A 15,687-nucleotide genomic window follows, 5' to 3' on the forward strand; every position below is an offset into this window, starting at 1 on the left:
GATGGAGATCCGCGAGCGCAACGGCCGGGCCGGGCGGCTCGAGACCCTGACGCGCGAGCACGACGACTGGACCCGCCGCTCGGCCGCCGCCGCGAAACGGGTGGCGTCGCTGGACGAGGCGCGGGTCAAGGCGCACGCGGCGCTGGCGGCGGCGAAGGATGCGCCGTCGACGCTGGTGGGCCGCAAGACCGCGCTGCTGGACGAGCTGGCCGTGGCCGAGGCGCGCCGGGCCAAGACGTCGGACGCCCTGGCCGCCGCCGAGCATGAGCGGGCCGAAGCCGAGCGCGGCCTGCGCGCCAGCGACGCGGCGGCGTCCGAAGCCCGCGAGGTGCGCGCGAGCCTGTCGGCCCACTCGGAGGCCGCGACCCAGCGCCTGGCCGAGGTGGCGGCCAACATCCGCGAGGGGGCGCGGATGGAGCCGGAGGAGCTGGCGCGGAAGCTCGCCGACGAGGCCGTGGCGATCCCCTCCGACGCCGAGGGCATGGAGGCCCACCTCTTCAACCTGGAGCGCCAGCGCGAATCGATCGGCCCGGTCAACCTGCGGGCCGAGGAGGAGGCCGGCGAACTGGGCGCGCGCCTGGAGACGATGAACGTCGAGCGCGCCGACCTGACCGGCGCGATCGCACGGCTGCGCCAGGGCATCGACGAACTGAACCACGAGGGCCGCGAGCGGCTGACCGCGGCGTTCGGCGTGATCAACGCGCACTTCAAGGCGCTGTTCGAGACCCTGTTCCAGGGCGGCCAGGCCGAGCTGCGGCTGGTGGAATCGGACGACCCGCTGGAGGCCGGCCTGGAGATCTACGCCTGTCCGCCGGGCAAGCGGCTCTCGACCATGAGCCTGATGAGCGGCGGCGAGCAGGCGCTGACCGCCTCGGCGCTGATCTTCGCGGTGTTCCTGGCCCAGCCCGCGCCCATCTGCGTGCTGGACGAGGTGGACGCGCCGCTGGACGACGCCAACGTCGACCGCTTCTGCAACATGGTCGACGAGATGTGCCGGCGCACCGAGACGCGCTTCATCGTGATCACCCACAACCCGGTGACCATGGCCCGCACCGACCGCCTGTTCGGCGTCACCATGGCCGAGCGGGGCGTGTCGCAACTGGTCAGCGTCGACCTGCGCCAGGCCGAGGCGATGGCCGCGCAATAGGCCCGGCCTTCCCCAGAGGCAACGCCGGGCGTTGCGTCGCGGGAACATTTAACATAGAAAAATCAATATGTTACGGGTATTCCGACGAGCCTTGACGCACTGCACACGGCTCTATAGGTTCCGCGCGACCTGAAGCCCCCGCCGTGGCGGCGACGTGGCGGTCGTAAGGCCATCCCACGAATGCGCCGTAAGGACGAGCCGAACGCCGAGGCCGACAGCCTCGACCGCCGGATCGCCGCGGCTGAGGCGGCGCAGGCCCGGCAGACGAGCGGCGACTCGCAACGGGCCATGGCGCAGGGTTACCGCTTCGTCGGCGAAGTGGTCGGTGGGGTGTTCATGGGGGTCGGTCTCGGCTGGCTCGTGGACAACTTCATCACGCATGCACCGCCGTGGGGCCTGATCATCGGGCTCTTCGGAGGCGCTGGACTTTCCATCTTCGCTGCGGTGCGCAACGCCCAGCGGATGCAGAACGAGGCGTTGGCGAAAGCGGGGCAGTCGCCCCCCGTTCCCGGCGACCAGGACGAGGACTAGGACGACGCGATGGCGGAAGCGCCGAAGATCGACCCGATGCACCAGTTCCTGATCCACAAGATCTGGGAAGGGCCGCAGTTCGACGTGGGACCGATCCACTTCGACATGTCGATCACCAATTCGGTGGGCGCGATGCTGATCGGCGCCGGGCTGCTGGTGGCGTTCTTCATGCTGACCGCCAGGCAGAAGGTGGTGCCGGACCGCGGCCAGGCCGTGGCCGAGGCGTTCTACGGCATGGTCGACAAGTCGCTGGTGACGCCGATCATCGGCCCGCACGGCCGCCCGTACATTCCGTACCTCTTCACGCTGTTCTGCACGATCTTCATCCTGAACCTGATGGGCGTCGTGCTCTCGGTCGGGAGCCTGGCGGGCCAGACCTGGACCTTCACCGTGACGTCGCAGCTCGCCATCACCGCGACGCTCGCGGTGCTCACCTTCTTCAGCGTCTTCATCCTGGGCTTCATCAAGCACGGGCCGAAGTTCCTGACGCTGTTCTGGATCCCCGGCATGGGCGTCATCGGCGGCGCGCTGATGGTGGTCATCGAGATGATCTCGTACTTCGTGCGCCCGGTGACCCTGGCGATGCGTCTGTTCGGGAACATGATGGGCGGCCACGTGGTGCTGAGCCTGTTCGGCTCGTTCGTGGTGGGCCTGGGCCTGTTCGCCTTCTCGGAGCTGGGCCTCAACACGCTGGCCATCATCCCGGCGACCCTGTCGTTCTCCATGATCGTGGCTCTCACGGGCCTGGAGCTCGTCGTGGCCTTCCTGCAGGCCTTCGTCTTCACGGTGCTCGCCACCGTCTACCTGAACGAGGTCGTGAACTTCGGTCACGGCCACTAACCCAACAGCCAAATACTCCTTCAAGGATTTCGGAAAAGGACAATGGAAATGGATCCTGCTGCCGCGAAGCTCATCGGCGCTGGCCTTGCGACGTCGGGCATGATCGGGGCCGGTGTCGGCCTGGGCGTGCTGTTCGGCAACTACCTGCAAGCGGCCATCCGCAATCCGTCGGCCGCCGCCAGCCAGCAGACGATGCTGTTCCTGGGCATGGCGCTGACCGAGACGATGGGCCTGTTCGCCTTCGTCGTGTCGCTGCTCATCCTGTTCGTGTTTTAAGACGGCGCATTCGCGCTCGATGGCGATGCAGAACACTGAAGATCACGCCGCCCCCGCGGCTCCGGGTCACGAGCCCGGCGCGGCTGGCGCGCATGAAGGCACGGAAGCGGCCGGCGGCCACTCGGCGGGCCTGCCGCAGTTCGACATGGCCTGGTGGCCAGGCCAGATCCTCTGGTTCCTGATCATCTTCTTCGGCCTGATGATCTTCATGAAGGCCTTCGTGGTGCCTCGTCTCGGGGGCACCATCGAGGCGCGCGAGAACACCATCTCGGGCGGCATCGCCGAGGCGCGCCGCCTGAAGGAAGAGGCCGACCAGGCCGCCGCCGCGGCGCAGGCCGAGATGGCGACGGCCCGGGCCAACGCCCAGCGCGTCGCCAACGAGGCCCGCGCCAAGGCGCAGGCCGAGGTCGCCGCCCGCCTGGCGGACGAGGAAGCCAAGCTTTCGGCCAAGGGCGCCGAAGCCGAGGCCCGCATCGCCGCCGCGCGCGAGTCCGCCATGGGCCACGTGCAGACGGTGGCCCAGGACACCGCCCAGGCCATCGTCCAGAAACTGACCGGCAAGGCCGCCACGGCCGCCGAGCTCGCCGGGGCGAGGGGTTAAGGTCCAATGGCGCTTCTGCTCGACTCCCACTTCTGGATCGCCATCGCCTTCGTGGTGCTGATGCTGATCCTGGCGTCCGCCGGCGTGCATAAGCTCGCCGCCCGGATGCTGGACGACGCCGGCGCCAAGGTGCAGGCCCAGCTCGACGAGGCCGAAGGCCTGCGCAACGAAGCCAAGGCCCTGCTCGATCAGGTGAAGGCGCAGAAGGAGGCCTCCGAGAAGCTGGCCGCCGAAATGCTCGCCAACGCCCAGGAGGAGGCCAAGCGCCTGCAGGCCGACGCGCAGGTCAAGCTGGCCGAACAACTCGAGCGCCGCGGCCAGATGGCCGAGCGCAAGATCGCCCAGGCCGAGGCCCAGGCCGCCGCCGAGGTGCGCGCGGCCGCCGCGGAACTCGCCGCGGTGATGGCGGAAGAGGTGCTGGTGAAGCGCCTGTCCGCCGCGAAGACCGACCCGCTGATCGACCAGGCGATCGGCCAGTTGGCGGGGAAGCTGCAATAGCTTGAAGAAACCGGGCCGCGCGCGAATTCAGCACCCCTGAAGGCGCGGCCCGTGGCCGGACCCGGCGTTGGGGAACGTCCGGGCCCGTGACCAGTCCACGAACCCCACAACCGCATGAACAGTCTTCGGCCGCTTCCGCATCTGGGGAGAAGCCGGCCGGCGTATCCGGACTGTCCGTCGCGCGTTGTGGGGTTCGTGGGCGCCACCTGCGCTTTTCGCATCAAAAGCTGTCATCCTCCTCTCCCCCGAGCGCCGTGGGCGCGAAGAGAGGGAGAGGGTAGGGAGAGGGCGGCGCCGGCATGGAAAGCGGCAGGCCGGCGTCTCGACCGACAACGCCCGCGACACAGCGCCTTCCCGCTGAACCGCTCAGCCCGCGTCGAGGCCGAGCCGCCCTCTCCCTGCCCTCTCCCTCTCCGCTTCGCGGGGGGAGAGGAGGTTGCTACCGCCGCCGGAAGCGGCGGCGGAGCGGCTTGATGAAGCGCAGGCGGGCGGGGAGCAGCAGGCGCTCGACGCGGAGCGTCTGGTGGTAGAAGAGCGCCACGACTTCCGGGTCGCGCCTGAGCAGGCGGCGGATCGGGTAGAGCGTCTTCGGATAGGCCCGGTGCAGCCGCACGAACTGGCGGCGCGCCTTGAAGCTGTTGCGCAGCACGATCATCACGCCGACCACGATCACCGGGATCCCGCCCGGACCCGGCAGCGGCGCGATGATGATCCCCAGGACGATGATCGCGAAGCCAAGCAGGACCAGGCCGCCCCGCTTGATGCGGCCGGCAACTTCGCGCGCGAAGTCGTCCGTGGCGCGGTACACGCGCAGAGAGGGCATGGCGAAAGTCACTTGGTAGTCCTGGGGAGCGTGCGGCGAAGCGGGGAGGTTCCGCCGTCACCCGTCCCATATGCGTGCGTGCCGGAGACTCGTAAAGACAGGTCGCCGTTAAAATTTCTCCACGGGCGCCTATTCCGCCTGGCATGGCGCCGGCGCCACACCCTCTATGCAGGGTTGACACAGTCTTGCCGCAGAAGCTGCGCAGTTGCGCCGCGATCTACTCCGCGGCGAGCGTCTCCGGCTTCCAGGCCAGCCTGGGCTTGCGCGCGGCCAGCGTCTCGTCCAGCCGCCGCAGCGGGGCAAGGTGCGGGGCGGCCTTGAACCGGTCCTTATCGTTGCCGCGGGCCGCGTTCGCCAGCGCCCGCAGCGCCTCGCAGAAGCGGTCGAGCTCGCGCCTGGACTCGGTCTCGGTCGGTTCGATCAGCATCGCGCCGTGGACGACCAGCGGGAAGTACATGGTCATCGGATGGAAGCCCTCGTCGATCATCGCCTTGGCGAAGTCGAGGGTGGTGACGCCCGTACCGTCCAGCCAGCGGTCGTCGAACAGGGCCTCGTGCATGCACGGGCCGTCCGGGAAGGCCGGGGTCATGACGTCGGCGAGGCGGGCCTTGACGTAGTTGGCGTTGAGGACGGCGTCCTCGGCGACCTGGCGCAGGCCGTCCGAGCCGTGGCTCAGCATGTAGGCGTAGGCGCGGACGAACATGCCCATCTGGCCGTGGAAGGCGCACATGCGGCCGAAGGCCTGTGCGGCCTCGGCGGTGGGCTCCTCGACCAGCTCGAAGCCTTCAGCGCTGCTGACGACCCAGGGGGCCGGCGCGAAGGGCGCCAGCGCCTCGGAGAGCACCACCGGGCCTGCGCCCGGCCCGCCGCCGCCGTGCGGCGTGGAGAAGGTCTTGTGCAGGTTGATGTGCATGGCGTCGACGCCGAGGTCGCCGGGGCGGACGCGGCCGACGATGGCGTTGAAGTTGGCCCCGTCGCAGTAGAAGTAGGCGCCGGCGGCGTGGGTCAGGCGGCTGATCTCCAGGATGTCGCGCTCGAAGAGGCCGCAAGTGTTTGGATTCGTGACCATGATCGCTGCGACGTCGGGGCCGAGCTTGAGTTCGAGGTCGGCGAGGTCGACGCGGCCGTCGGGGGTCTGGGCGATCTCGGCGACGGTGTAGCCGACGAAGGCGGCGGTGGCGGGGTTGGTGCCGTGGGCGCTGGTGGGGACCAGGACGGTGCGGCGGTGGCCCTGGCCGGCGGCCTCGTGGGCGGCCTTGATGCAGAGCAGGCCGCAGAGCTCGCCGTGGGCGCCGGCCTTGGGCGACAGCGCGACGGCGGGCATGCCGGTGAGCGTCTTCAGCCAGTGGGCCAGGCGGTCCATGAGGGCGAGCGCGCCTTGCGCGGTGGCGACCGGCGCCAGGGGGTGCAGGTCGGCGAAGCCGGGCAGGCGGGCGGCCTTCTCGTTGAGGCGCGGGTTGTGCTTCATCGTGCATGAGCCCAGCGGGTAGAGCGCCAGGTCGATGGCGTGGTTCTTCTGGCTGAGGCGCACGTAGTGGCGCATGGCCTCGGGCTCGGAGAGACCGGGGAGGGGCAGGTCGGCGCGGGTCAGGCCCGCGAGGTCGCTGGCGTCCTGATCCGGCTCGGGCAGGTCGACGCCGGTCTTGGACCAGCCGCCCAGTTCGAAGATCAGCGGCTCGTCCTGCAGCAGGCCGCGGCCGCCGGTCAGCGATTGGAAGCCGGCGGTCTCCGACGCGCCTTCGGGACGGGTGGGACGGCCAACGTTCTGCATGGTCATGATCAGGCGGCCTTCAGCGCAGCGGCGAGGGCCGCGATGTCTTCAGGGGTGGTGGTCTCGGTGGCGCAGAGCAGCAGGACGTCGTCCAGGCCGGCGTGCGGGTCGAGGCGGGAATAGGGGACGCCGGCGACGACGCCGTGGGCCAGGGCTGCGTCGACGGCGGCGGCGGCCGGGCCCCTGGTGCGCACGGCGATCTCGTTGAAGAAGCGCGGCGTCAGCACCTCCAGCCCCGCGCCCTCGACGGCGGTCTTCAACTCGCGGGCCTTGGCGTGGTTGAGCCGGGCGAGCTGGCCCAGGCCCGTCCCGCCCAGCAGGGTCATGTGGATGGTGAAGGCGAGCGCGCAGAGGCCCGAGTTGGTGCAGATGTTCGACGTCGCCTTCTCGCGGCGGATGTGCTGCTCGCGGGTGGACAGCGTCAGCACGTAGCCGCGACGGCCCTCGGCGTCGACCGTCTCGCCGCAGAGGCGGCCGGGCATCTGGCGGACCAGCTTCTCGCGGCAGGCGAAGAGGCCGACGTAGGGGCCGCCGTAGTTCAGGGCGTTGCCGATCGACTGGCCCTCGGCGACGGCGATGTCGGCGGCCATCTCGCCGGGCGATTTCAGCAGGCCGAAGGAGACGGCCTCGGTGGTGACGACGATCAGCAGCGCTCCCCGGGCGTGGGCGGCCTCGGCGATCCTGGTCACGTCGGTGACGACGCCGAACACGTTCGGGGTCTGGACGACGACGCAGGCGGTCGCCTCGTCGATGGCGTCGATGACCGCGGCCTCGGCGTCGATGGCGGCGGCCAGGCGCTCGATCTCCATGCCCTCGGCGTGGGCGATGGTCTGGGTGACGGCGGCGTAGTGCGGGTGCAGGCCGCCGGAGAGGATCGCCTTCTCGCGGCGGGTCACGCGCTGGGCCATCATCACGGCCTCGGCGCAGGCGGTGGAGCCGTCGTACATGGACGCGTTGGCCACATCCATGCCGGTGAGGGCGGCGACCTGGGTCTGGAACTCGAACAGCACTTGCAGCGTGCCCTGGGCGATCTCGGGCTGGTAGGGCGTGTAGCTGGTGAGGAATTCGGACCGCTGGATGACGTGGTCCACCGTCGCCGGCACGTGGTGCCTGTAGGCGCCCGCCCCGCAGAAGAACGGCCCGTCCCCGGCGGCGCGGTTCATGGCGGAGAGCCGGGCGAGCTCGCGCTCCACCTCCAGCTCGCCGGCGTGGGCGGGGAGGTCGACCGGCCCGGAGAGGCGCGCGGCCTCGGGCACGTCGACGAACAGGGCGTCCACGTCGGGCGCGCCGATGACGCCGAGCATCTCGGCGCGGTCGTCGGCGGTGAGGGGCAGGTAGCGCATGGGGTCAGGTCACCGGCAGGTAAGGTTCAACCACCAAGGACACCAAGGGCACGAAGAATGCTGAGCTTGAGCGGGTGTCTTGGTGAGCTTGGTGGTCTTTGTGGTTCATCTTGATAGCGCTGCGCGCGGCTAGAGCGTCTGGAGGAAGGCTTCGTAGGCGGCGCGGTCCATGAGGGCGTCGTACTCGGACTTGTCGGCGAGCTTGACCTTGGCGAACCAGCCGCCTTGCTCGGGCGAGGCGTTGACGGTCTCCGGGGCGTCGCCGAGCTCGGGGTTGGCCTCGACCACTTCGCCCGAGATGGGGGCGTAGACGTCGGAGGCGGCCTTGACGCTCTCGACGACCGCGAAGGCGTCGCCGGCCTTCACGGCCTTGCCGACGTCGGGGGTCTCGACGAACACCACGTCGCCCAGTTGCTCGGCGGCGTAGGCGGTGATGCCGACGGTCGCGACGTCGCCGTCGAGCTCGACCCACTCGTGATCCTTGGTGAAGCGCATGTAGGCTCTCTCCTAGAAGCGGTGCGCGCCGAAGGCGCTGCCGTTTGGAACCACGGATTTCACGGATTTCACGGATGCGAGGGCCAGTGGCGAAATCCGTGAAATCGGTGAAATCCGTGGTTTGAATGATTGCGCCTGCGGCGCGTGGGGCGTCGCCATCGTCACGCCTTCCTCACGTAGCGGTGGGGGACGAAGGGGGAGGCGACGACTTCGGCGGGCTGGGGCTTGCCGCGGACGATGACCTTGAGCTTCGTGCCGACGGCCTTCAGCGCCGGGGGCACGAAGGCGAGCGCGATGCCGCCCTTCAGGACCGGCGAGTAGCCGCCGGAGGTGACGACGCCGACGACGTTTCCGGCCTCGTCGGCGACTTCGGCGCCTTCGCGGGCGGGGGCGCCTTCGAGCACGCGCAGGCAGACCTTGGCGCGGGCGGGGCCTTCGGCGAGCTCCTTCACGATGCGCGCGGCGCCCGGGAAGTCGCGCTGTTCGCGGCGGTTCCTGTTGACGGCGAAGGTGAGGCCGGCTTCGACCGGGCTCACGGTCTCGTCGAGGTCGTGGCCGTAGAGGGGCAGGCCCGCCTCCAGGCGCAGGCTGTCGCGGGCGCCGAGGCCGATGGGGCGGACGCGCGCGTCCTCCAGGAGGAGGTTCCACACGCGGACGGCTTCGGCGGCGGGGACCGAGATCTCGTAGCCGTCCTCGCCGGTGTAGCCCGAGCGGGAGACGATGAGGTCGGTCCCGAAGCCGGGCATGGCGCGGATGTCCATGAACGCCATCTCGGCGGCGGCGGGCAGGTGGGCCTGGACGACGGCGGCGGCCTCTGGGCCCTGGATGGCCATGAGCGCGCGGTTCTCCAGCCGCTCGATCTCCACCTGGCCGGCGAGTTCGTCGTCGATGACCTTGAAGTCATTGTCCTTGCAGGCGCCGTTGACGATGACGAAGAGCCCATCGTCGTCGGGTCGGCCGGCCATCAGGTCGTCGACGATCCCGCCCGTCCTGTTGAGCAGCATCGAATACTTCTGCTTGCCGGGCTTCAGGCCGATGTAGTCGCCGGGGACGACCTCCTCGAAGGCCGAGAGGGGGGAGACGCCGCGCAGGCGGGCCTGGCCCATGTGGGAGACGTCGAACAGGCCGGCGTGCTCGCGGGTCCAGAGGTGCTCGGCCAGCACGCCCATCGGGTACTGGACGGGCATCGTGTAGCCTGCGAACGGGACCATGCGCGCGCCGCGGGCGATGTGGTCGTCCGTGAGCGGGGTGGTCTTCAGGGTCTCGTCGTGGGCCAAGGGCGACTCCGGCTGATGCGCACGCGCCAGGGATCGCCCCCGACACCGCTTCGCCCCCGCTGTCCTCTGAGCCTGAGAGATTTCGGGGCGCCCTGGTCCGGCGGCCCTCTGCTCCTTCGGCGCCCTACTCCGCCCGAGGGCTTCGAAGGGTCTTTCCAGCGTTCATCAGCCCGTCGCGGTCCTTTTGCCTGAGCGTTTCCGGGGCGGTTGCGCCTTCGGCGCCCTGCGAAGCTGCGAGCAGCGAAGCAGGGCCTCTCCCGCGAGAGTCCGGGGGGTTGTGTAGGCAGGGCGGAGGCGAGTCAACGCGCATTTCGGCTCGCTCGCTGCGAAGCGGTCGACTGCCGTTTTGAGAACCACAGAAAACACGGAAGGCACAGAACGGGGGCCTGCAGCGAGCTTCTGTGTTTTCTGTGTCTTCCGTGGTTTCGAATGACCGAGCCTGCGGCTCTCAAGGCCAAGCTTTCGCCGCATCGGGGGGCGAGCGTGCGGCGGTGGGGGTGACGCGATGAAGTGGATTCCGGGGGCGGCGCTGGCCGTCGCGCTGGCGGGGCCGGCGGGGCCGGCGGGGGCGCAGGCGCCGCGGCTGGAGGACCCCGAGGCCAATATCGTGGCCGAGCTGGTGGTGCAGGCGGTGGAGCCGGGGCCGGCGTGGTGGCGCGTGCAGGACGCCGACACCACCGTCTGGATCCTGGGGATCGCCGACAGCGACCTGCCGGCCGGGACGACGTGGGACCGGCGCTACCTCGACAAGCGGCTGAAGGGCGCCAACAGCCTGATCGTGGGCACGCGCGTGGGGCTGAAGGGGCGGCTGCGCGACATCCCGCTGATCCTGCGCACCATCAACCAGATGAAGACCAAGACGCCGCTGGAGGAGACGCTGTCGCCGCCGGTGCGCGCGCGGTTCGTGGCGGCGCGCGAGCGGATCGGCCAGCCGGCCAGGCGCTATGCCGAGTGGAAGGGGCTGGTGGCGGGGATGCGCCTGCTGGAAGACGCGCAGCCGAAGGGGCGGGTGGCGGTGGTCCCGTCGATCCTGGCGCAGACGCGGCGCGAGAAGGTGAAGCTGGTCGAGCCGGCGCAGTACCAGGTCGCGCCGTTCCTGAAGACGGCGGTGGCGACCCTGACGCCGGCGCTGCACGAGCAGTGCCTGAGCGACGCGGTGAAGGACGTGGAGGCCCCGCGGAACGTGGCGGCCGCGCGGGCCTGGGCGCGGGGCGACGTGAAGACGGCGCTGACGGGGCCGCGGAACTTCGAGAAGTGCCTGTTGCTGATGGGCGGCGGCGCGGACCTGTGGCGCCGCGTGACCCGCGATCAGGCGGCGGCCATCGCGGCGGCGCTGGGCAAGCCCGGGCGCTCGGTGGCGATCGTGAGCCTGCGCCCGCTCCTGGCCGAGGGCGGGGTGATCGAGCAACTCGAGGCGCGGGGCCTGCGCGTGATCGGGCCGGGGGAGGCGGAGTAGGGCGGCTAGCGACCCTGAGCGGGCGCGGGCGCTCACCCACGGTTGTCATCCCGGTTTCGCGGCAGGCGAAGACAGGGACCCAACGGGCGACGAGGCGTCGATCTATCGGAAGACCGTGCGGCGTCGATGTCGTGCCTCTCTACCCAGCGTCGACGCACGGCCCTCGGTTGGGTCCCGGTCCCCCGCCTTCGCGAGGGCAGGCTTGGGCTGCGCCCAAACCGGGATGACAGCCGGGGAGACGAACGTACGACACGATCCAAACGTTGGCGTGCATGTGGCGGCAGTTATGTTATCGATGATAATATATTGATCTCGATCATGGCCGGGACGCAGCGGGCGCGCGATGCTGCTGCGGGTAGCTCTGGAAGAACAGGCGGGAGGACTGAACGTGACCGAACACTTCGATGTGTTGATCGTGGGGGCCGGCATCTCCGGCATCGGCGGCGCCTACCACCTGACCCGGCAGTGTCCGGGCAAGACCTTCGTGGTCCTGGAGGCGCTGGAGGACTTCGGCGGCACCTGGCTGACCCACAAGTACCCGGGGATCCGTTCCGACAGCGATCTCTACACCTTCGGCTACCGGTTCAAGCCCTGGGTCGGCCCGCCGATCGCCACGGCCGACGAGATCCGGAAGTACATGGGGGAGGTCATCGAGGAGAACGACCTCGCGCCCCACATCCGCTATCGCCATCGTATCGAGCGCGCCGCCTGGTCCAGCGAGACCAGCCTCTGGACGATCGAGGCGGTCCGGACCGACACCGGCGAGCGGCGCCGGTTCACGGCGAACTTCCTCTGGATGTGCCAGGGCTACTATCGCCACGCCGAGGGCTATACGCCGGAATGGCCCGGCATGGCCGACTACCAGGGCCGCATCGTCCATCCGCAGAGCTGGCCGGCCGACCTCGACCTGGCCGGGCGCAAGGTGGTGCTCATCGGCTCCGGCGCCACGGCCGCGACGCTGCTGCCGAACATCGCCGGGGAGTGCGCGCACGTCACCCTGCTGCAGCGTTCGCCGACGTACTTCATTCCGGGCCGCAACGCCAACGAGCTGGCCGACACCCTGCGCGAACTGAAGATCGACGAGGCGTGGATCCACGAGATCGTCCGCCGCAAGATCCTCCACGACCAGGACGCCTTCACGCGCCGCGCCGTCAACGAGCCTGAGGCGGTCAAGCAGGAGCTGCTCGCCGGCGTCAGCGCCTTCGTGGGCCCCGAGGTCACGGCGCAGCACTTCACGCCCAGCTACCGGCCCTGGCGCCAGCGGATCGCCTTCGTGCCCGATGGCGACATCTTCCAGGCCGTGAAGGCGGGCAAGGCCTCGGTGGTCACGGACGAGATCGACCGGTTCGAGGCGGGCGGCGTCCGGCTCAAGTCAGGCGAGCTGCTGGAAGCCGACGTGGTCATCACCGCGACCGGCTTCGACCTGAACGTGCTGGGCGATATCGCCTTCACGGTCGACGACAGGCCGCTGAACTTCGCCGAGACCGTGACCTACCGCGGCATGATGTTCACCGGCGTCCCGAACATGGTCTGGGTGTTCGGCTACTTCCGCGCGAGCTGGACGCTGCGATCCGACCTCGTCGCCGACTTCGTCTGCCGCCTCCTGGGGCACATGGATGCGAAGGGCGCCCGGAGCGTCGCCGTCGCGCTGCGGCCGGAGGACCGGGACATGACCCTGAGTTCGTGGATCGATCCCGAGAACTTCAACCCCGGCTACCTCATGCGGGGCATGCATCTGCTGCCCAAGCGCGGCGACAAGCCGGAGTGGCAGCACAGCCAGGACTACTGGCGCGAGAAGGACGATCTGCCGCTCATCGACCTCGACGATGCGGCCTTCGTCTACCAAGGCGCCGCCCCCGCGGTGGAGGCGGCGTGACCTGAGACGGGATCTCCGGATCGGCTAACCCGTCGCCTGCATGCGCCCGATGAGGGCGGCGGTTCCGGCCCAGCCCAGGTTCATCACGGCGTCGAGGAAGGCCATGTAGGGCGTGAAGGGCTGGCGGCCCTGGTCGTAGGGGATCTCGACGAAGCCCTGGAAGCGGGCGGGGAACGCCGCCGCGGCGAAGACGCCGTCGTCCTGCATGTAGTCGTGGCTGCCCATCGGCGAGAGGTAGTCGGTGGCGCCGACCGCGCGGCAGATGGCCAGCAGGTGATCGGATCGGTGGCCTGGCGCGCCGAGCGTGCTGGCGCGGACGAACTCGCGCATGAGGCCGAGCTTTTCGGCGGCGGCTTCGATGAGGCCGCAGTTGAGGTCGGCGAGGCCGGCGGCGGGCCTGGCGAGCTGCTCTTCGAGGAAGGCCATGCCCTCGGCGAAGTGCGGCCGTCTGGCGTAGGCGTGGCGCACGCCGGCGAGGTGCTTCTCGCGCCAGGGCTCGGCGTCGGAGAGCCGGATTTCGCTGATGGCCGCGTCGCGGTCGGCCTTCTGGACGGGAACCGACAGCATGACCTCCCCGGCGGCGCCCGAGATGCGGTTGCGTTGCTGCCAGGAGCGGCGGGCGAACTGGACGTCGTCCAGGAAGACGAAGACGTCGCTGGCGGCGATCAGGTGGAAGTAGCCGAGATAGGGCAGGTAGGTCGGCTGCATGATCGCCGCCGTCCGGCCTGGGCCCGAGGGGCTCATGCGGCCGCGCGGCCCTTCTGGACGCCGAGCGCGGCGGCCAGGGCCGCGTTCACCTGCGCGAACTTCTCGCCCTTGGCGTACGGCTCCCAGGCCCCGTCGACGAACGCGGTTCCCAGGCGGTCGCGGGCTGCGTTGCGCAGCAGCTTGAGCTGCTGGACGGCGTCGACCGAGTGGTAGATCCAGCGCGGCTTGATCATGGTGCAGAGGATCTCGCCCAGCGCCAGGTCGCCCTCGAAGCCGCAGAGCATCCGGTGGACCTCATAGCGCAGGTCGGTCGGGTCGGCCTCCCTGACGCATTCGGCGGTCACCAGGGTGCGGCCCGAGCTTTCGTAGGCGTAGGCGCGGAAGCAGGCGCCCTCGGCGGTGAAGTTCTGGACGTAGAACGGCCGCGGGCCGGTCCAGCGGGCGGCGAAGACGTAGGTGGAGAAGCTCTTCGGCAGGAGCCTGGGCGTGCGCACGTCCAGCGCCTTGAACAGCGGCGTCGGATTGGCGGCCCAGACCAGCACCTCGCCCTTGCCGTGGGTGGCGATGGCGTGGCGCGGGGAGACGAGGTTGCGCTCGTGGATCTTCACCCCGATCTGCCGCAGCGCGCGCTCGCAGCGGCGCAGGAAGGTCGGGAAGCCGCCCTCGGGCAGGCTGGCCGTCAGGTTGTTGGTGTGGCCCCACTGCGCGCGGGGGATGGCCAGCAGCTCGTCGGCCAGGGGATCGCGGCGCTTGGCCTCGGCCAGGGCCCGGACGTCGGCGCCCAGGGGCACGACGCGGTTGATCGCCATCGGGATCGCGGCGCTCTCGTGAACGTCGGCGAGATCGGCGTCCAGGTGCCATTGCGCATACTTCGCCAGCGGCCCGGCGATCTCGGACGGATAGGCGGCGATGCGGTCGGCGAGGCTGGAGCCGGCCGGCGGGGTGACCGCCGTGCTGGCGCAGGCGAAGGCGGGGCCGCCGAAGTCGACGGTATGGACGGGCCGGCCCGCGTCGGCCGGGCTCAGCGAGCCGAAGCGGTTCTCGAACTCGGTGAAGCTCTGGCCGTAGGTTTCGAGCAGGGCGCGGATCGGGTCGCTCGCGGGGCCGAAGTAGATGCAGCCTTCGCGCAGTTCCAGGCCGTGGCGTTCCTCGGGCAGCGCGACGCCGCCCAGCCTGTCGAAGCGTTCGTAGAGCTCGATGTCGCGGACGCCCAGGCGATGCGCCTCGAACGCCGCCAGGATGCCGGTCAGGCCGCCGCCGACGATCTTCACCTTCATGCTGCGGTTCCCCAGACCACGAGGTCGCTGTTGCCGCCGACCCGCCGGCCGGCCTGAAGGTTGTCGAAGCGCACCGCGAGCTCGGCGCGGTCGGCGAGGCCCAGGGTCTCGGTGAGGAGGCTCACGAGCCCGGCCTGGGTGTAGAAGCGGTTGAAGAGGCCGGCCTCGCCCGTCTCGGGCGTCGCCAGGCGGAAGCCGTCCGGCTCCTCCTCGGTCCCCCGTCCATAGCGGTAGTCGTCCACCAGCCTCGTGCGGACGAAGACCTCGCACCCTGGCGCGAGCCTGGCCTTGACCGCGGTCAACACCGCGCGCGCCTGCGCCCCGGTCAGGTAGCAGAGCAGGTTGGGGACGATCAGGGCCTCGAACGGGCCGTCGAGCGGCGGCAGGCCCAGGGACAGGTCGGCCTGGACGAGGACCGGGCCGGCCCCCAGGTTGTGCCGCGCGTCGTCGATCGCCGCGGCGTCATAGTCCACGCCCGTGCAGGCCCAGTCCCAGGCCTGGTAGAGCGCGAGGTTGTTGCCGGTCCCCGAGCCGAGCTCCAACACCCGGCCGGACCGTTCGGACAGGCCGCGCTTGAAGAAGTGCCGCACGACGAACTCGTCGGGGTACTTCAGGCCACGAATCTCGCGGAGAGGGCGCATCGCACCCTCTCTGGACCACGGAGGAAAACGCTCCGTTAAGACTACCCCCACGCGCAGCGGAGAGCGGATGGCGGAGGGGGTGGAAGTTGACTCCGAGTCCGCTCCCGCCCCTTCCACCACGCCCTCT

At 70.1% G+C, this 15,687-nt stretch carries 15 protein-coding genes, 1 pseudogene and 1 riboswitch; of the genes and pseudogenes, 8 read left to right on the forward strand and 8 right to left on the reverse strand.

From position 1 onward, the window contains the following. From KF737_RS17585 to KF737_RS17610, 6 genes and pseudogenes are all read left to right on the forward strand, one after another. Positions 1 to 1,147: pseudogene (locus KF737_RS17585) on the forward strand (chromosome segregation protein SMC); the annotation flags it as partial. 180 nt (positions 1,148 to 1,327) lie between these two features. Next, positions 1,328 to 1,678, forward strand: a complete 351-nt coding sequence (locus tag KF737_RS17590; protein ID WP_296457896.1) for an AtpZ/AtpI family protein — start codon at positions 1,328 to 1,330, stop codon at positions 1,676 to 1,678. 9 nt (positions 1,679 to 1,687) lie between these two features. Then, a complete protein-coding gene (locus tag KF737_RS17595) occupies positions 1,688 to 2,518 on the forward strand; it encodes a F0F1 ATP synthase subunit A (RefSeq protein ID WP_296457899.1) in 831 nt (276 codons plus the stop codon). A gap of 48 nt (positions 2,519 to 2,566) precedes the next feature. Further along, on the forward strand, positions 2,567 to 2,794 hold the full coding sequence (locus KF737_RS17600; RefSeq protein WP_296457902.1) for a F0F1 ATP synthase subunit C: 228 nt from the start codon (positions 2,567 to 2,569) through the stop codon (positions 2,792 to 2,794). 25 nt (positions 2,795 to 2,819) lie between these two features. Continuing rightward, a complete protein-coding gene (locus tag KF737_RS17605) occupies positions 2,820 to 3,395 on the forward strand; it encodes a hypothetical protein (protein WP_296457904.1) in 576 nt (191 codons plus the stop codon). Between the two features lie 6 nt (positions 3,396 to 3,401). Beyond that, complete coding sequence (locus KF737_RS17610; protein ID WP_296457907.1) at positions 3,402 to 3,893, forward strand: ATP F0F1 synthase subunit B; 492 nt, start codon at positions 3,402 to 3,404, stop codon at positions 3,891 to 3,893. A gap of 439 nt (positions 3,894 to 4,332) precedes the next feature. Here the strand turns inward: KF737_RS17610 and KF737_RS17615 are convergent, their stop codons facing one another. From KF737_RS17615 to gcvT, 5 genes are all read right to left on the reverse strand, one after another. Continuing rightward, complete coding sequence (locus tag KF737_RS17615) at positions 4,333 to 4,716, reverse strand: PGPGW domain-containing protein (RefSeq protein WP_296457933.1); 384 nt, start codon at positions 4,714 to 4,716, stop codon at positions 4,333 to 4,335. A 217-nt stretch (positions 4,717 to 4,933) separates the two neighbouring features. Next, positions 4,934 to 6,493, reverse strand: coding sequence for an aminomethyl-transferring glycine dehydrogenase subunit GcvPB (gene gcvPB, locus KF737_RS17620; RefSeq protein ID WP_296457936.1), 1,560 nt, complete (start codon positions 6,491 to 6,493; stop codon positions 4,934 to 4,936). Positions 6,494 to 6,495: 2 nt separating this feature from the next. Next, positions 6,496 to 7,830 carry an aminomethyl-transferring glycine dehydrogenase subunit GcvPA gene (gene gcvPA / locus KF737_RS17625; protein ID WP_296457938.1) on the reverse strand — a complete coding sequence of 445 codons (1,335 nt, stop codon included), beginning with the start codon at positions 7,828 to 7,830 and terminating at the stop codon, positions 6,496 to 6,498. 129 nt (positions 7,831 to 7,959) lie between these two features. After that, complete coding sequence (gene gcvH, locus KF737_RS17630) at positions 7,960 to 8,325, reverse strand: glycine cleavage system protein GcvH (RefSeq protein WP_296457940.1); 366 nt, start codon at positions 8,323 to 8,325, stop codon at positions 7,960 to 7,962. A 161-nt stretch (positions 8,326 to 8,486) separates the two neighbouring features. Then, on the reverse strand, positions 8,487 to 9,602 hold the full coding sequence (gcvT, locus tag KF737_RS17635; RefSeq protein ID WP_296457943.1) for a glycine cleavage system aminomethyltransferase GcvT: 1,116 nt from the start codon (positions 9,600 to 9,602) through the stop codon (positions 8,487 to 8,489). A gap of 166 nt (positions 9,603 to 9,768) precedes the next feature. Continuing rightward, positions 9,769 to 9,872: riboswitch (glycine riboswitch) on the reverse strand. Between the two features lie 235 nt (positions 9,873 to 10,107). Here gcvT and KF737_RS17640 point away from each other — a divergent pair. Continuing rightward, on the forward strand, positions 10,108 to 11,058 hold the full coding sequence (locus KF737_RS17640; RefSeq protein ID WP_296457946.1) for a TraB/GumN family protein: 951 nt from the start codon (positions 10,108 to 10,110) through the stop codon (positions 11,056 to 11,058). A gap of 343 nt (positions 11,059 to 11,401) precedes the next feature. Next, a complete protein-coding gene (locus tag KF737_RS17645; RefSeq protein WP_296457949.1) occupies positions 11,402 to 12,934 on the forward strand; it encodes an NAD(P)/FAD-dependent oxidoreductase in 1,533 nt (510 codons plus the stop codon). Between the two features lie 24 nt (positions 12,935 to 12,958). Here the strand turns inward: KF737_RS17645 and KF737_RS17650 are convergent, their stop codons facing one another. Genes KF737_RS17650 through KF737_RS17660 form a run of 3 tightly spaced genes read right to left on the reverse strand, consistent with a single transcriptional unit; the run spans position 12,959 to position 15,560 of the window. After that, on the reverse strand, positions 12,959 to 13,642 hold the full coding sequence (locus tag KF737_RS17650) for a WbqC family protein (protein WP_296457951.1): 684 nt from the start codon (positions 13,640 to 13,642) through the stop codon (positions 12,959 to 12,961). A gap of 32 nt (positions 13,643 to 13,674) precedes the next feature. Next, positions 13,675 to 14,919: an FAD/NAD(P)-binding protein gene (locus KF737_RS17655; RefSeq protein WP_296457953.1), complete on the reverse strand. Its 1,245-nt coding sequence runs from the start codon at positions 14,917 to 14,919 to the stop codon at positions 13,675 to 13,677. Further along, the gene (locus KF737_RS17660) at positions 14,916 to 15,560 is read right to left on the reverse strand and encodes a class I SAM-dependent methyltransferase (protein WP_296457956.1); all 645 of its coding nucleotides are present in this window, start codon (positions 15,558 to 15,560) and stop codon (positions 14,916 to 14,918) included. The genes KF737_RS17655 and KF737_RS17660 overlap by 4 nt, the downstream gene beginning before the upstream one ends. Positions 15,561 to 15,687 lie beyond the last annotated feature (127 nt).

Origin of the sequence: Phenylobacterium sp., assembly GCF_019636135.1 — a bacterium.
In the GTDB taxonomy this organism is placed as follows: Bacteria; Pseudomonadota; Alphaproteobacteria; order Caulobacterales; family Caulobacteraceae; genus Phenylobacterium.

Coding starts and splice junctions, on each gene's coding strand:
- KF737_RS17590 (WP_296457896.1), top strand. CDS start 1,328: ATGCGCCGTAAGGACGAGCCGAACGCCGAGGCCGACAGCCTCGACCGC.
- KF737_RS17595 (WP_296457899.1), top strand. CDS start 1,688: ATGGCGGAAGCGCCGAAGATCGACCCGATGCACCAGTTCCTGATCCAC.
- KF737_RS17600 (WP_296457902.1), top strand. CDS start 2,567: ATGGATCCTGCTGCCGCGAAGCTCATCGGCGCTGGCCTTGCGACGTCG.
- KF737_RS17605 (WP_296457904.1), top strand. CDS start 2,820: ATGCAGAACACTGAAGATCACGCCGCCCCCGCGGCTCCGGGTCACGAG.
- KF737_RS17610 (WP_296457907.1), top strand. CDS start 3,402: ATGGCGCTTCTGCTCGACTCCCACTTCTGGATCGCCATCGCCTTCGTG.
- KF737_RS17615 (WP_296457933.1), bottom strand. CDS start 4,716: ATGCCCTCTCTGCGCGTGTACCGCGCCACGGACGACTTCGCGCGCGAA.
- gcvPB (WP_296457936.1), bottom strand. CDS start 6,493: ATGACCATGCAGAACGTTGGCCGTCCCACCCGTCCCGAAGGCGCGTCG.
- gcvPA (WP_296457938.1), bottom strand. CDS start 7,830: ATGCGCTACCTGCCCCTCACCGCCGACGACCGCGCCGAGATGCTCGGC.
- gcvH (WP_296457940.1), bottom strand. CDS start 8,325: ATGCGCTTCACCAAGGATCACGAGTGGGTCGAGCTCGACGGCGACGTC.
- KF737_RS17640 (WP_296457946.1), top strand. CDS start 10,108: ATGAAGTGGATTCCGGGGGCGGCGCTGGCCGTCGCGCTGGCGGGGCCG.
- KF737_RS17645 (WP_296457949.1), top strand. CDS start 11,402: ATGCTGCTGCGGGTAGCTCTGGAAGAACAGGCGGGAGGACTGAACGTG.
- KF737_RS17650 (WP_296457951.1), bottom strand. CDS start 13,642: ATGCAGCCGACCTACCTGCCCTATCTCGGCTACTTCCACCTGATCGCC.
- KF737_RS17655 (WP_296457953.1), bottom strand. CDS start 14,919: ATGAAGGTGAAGATCGTCGGCGGCGGCCTGACCGGCATCCTGGCGGCG.
- KF737_RS17660 (WP_296457956.1), bottom strand. CDS start 15,560: ATGCGCCCTCTCCGCGAGATTCGTGGCCTGAAGTACCCCGACGAGTTC.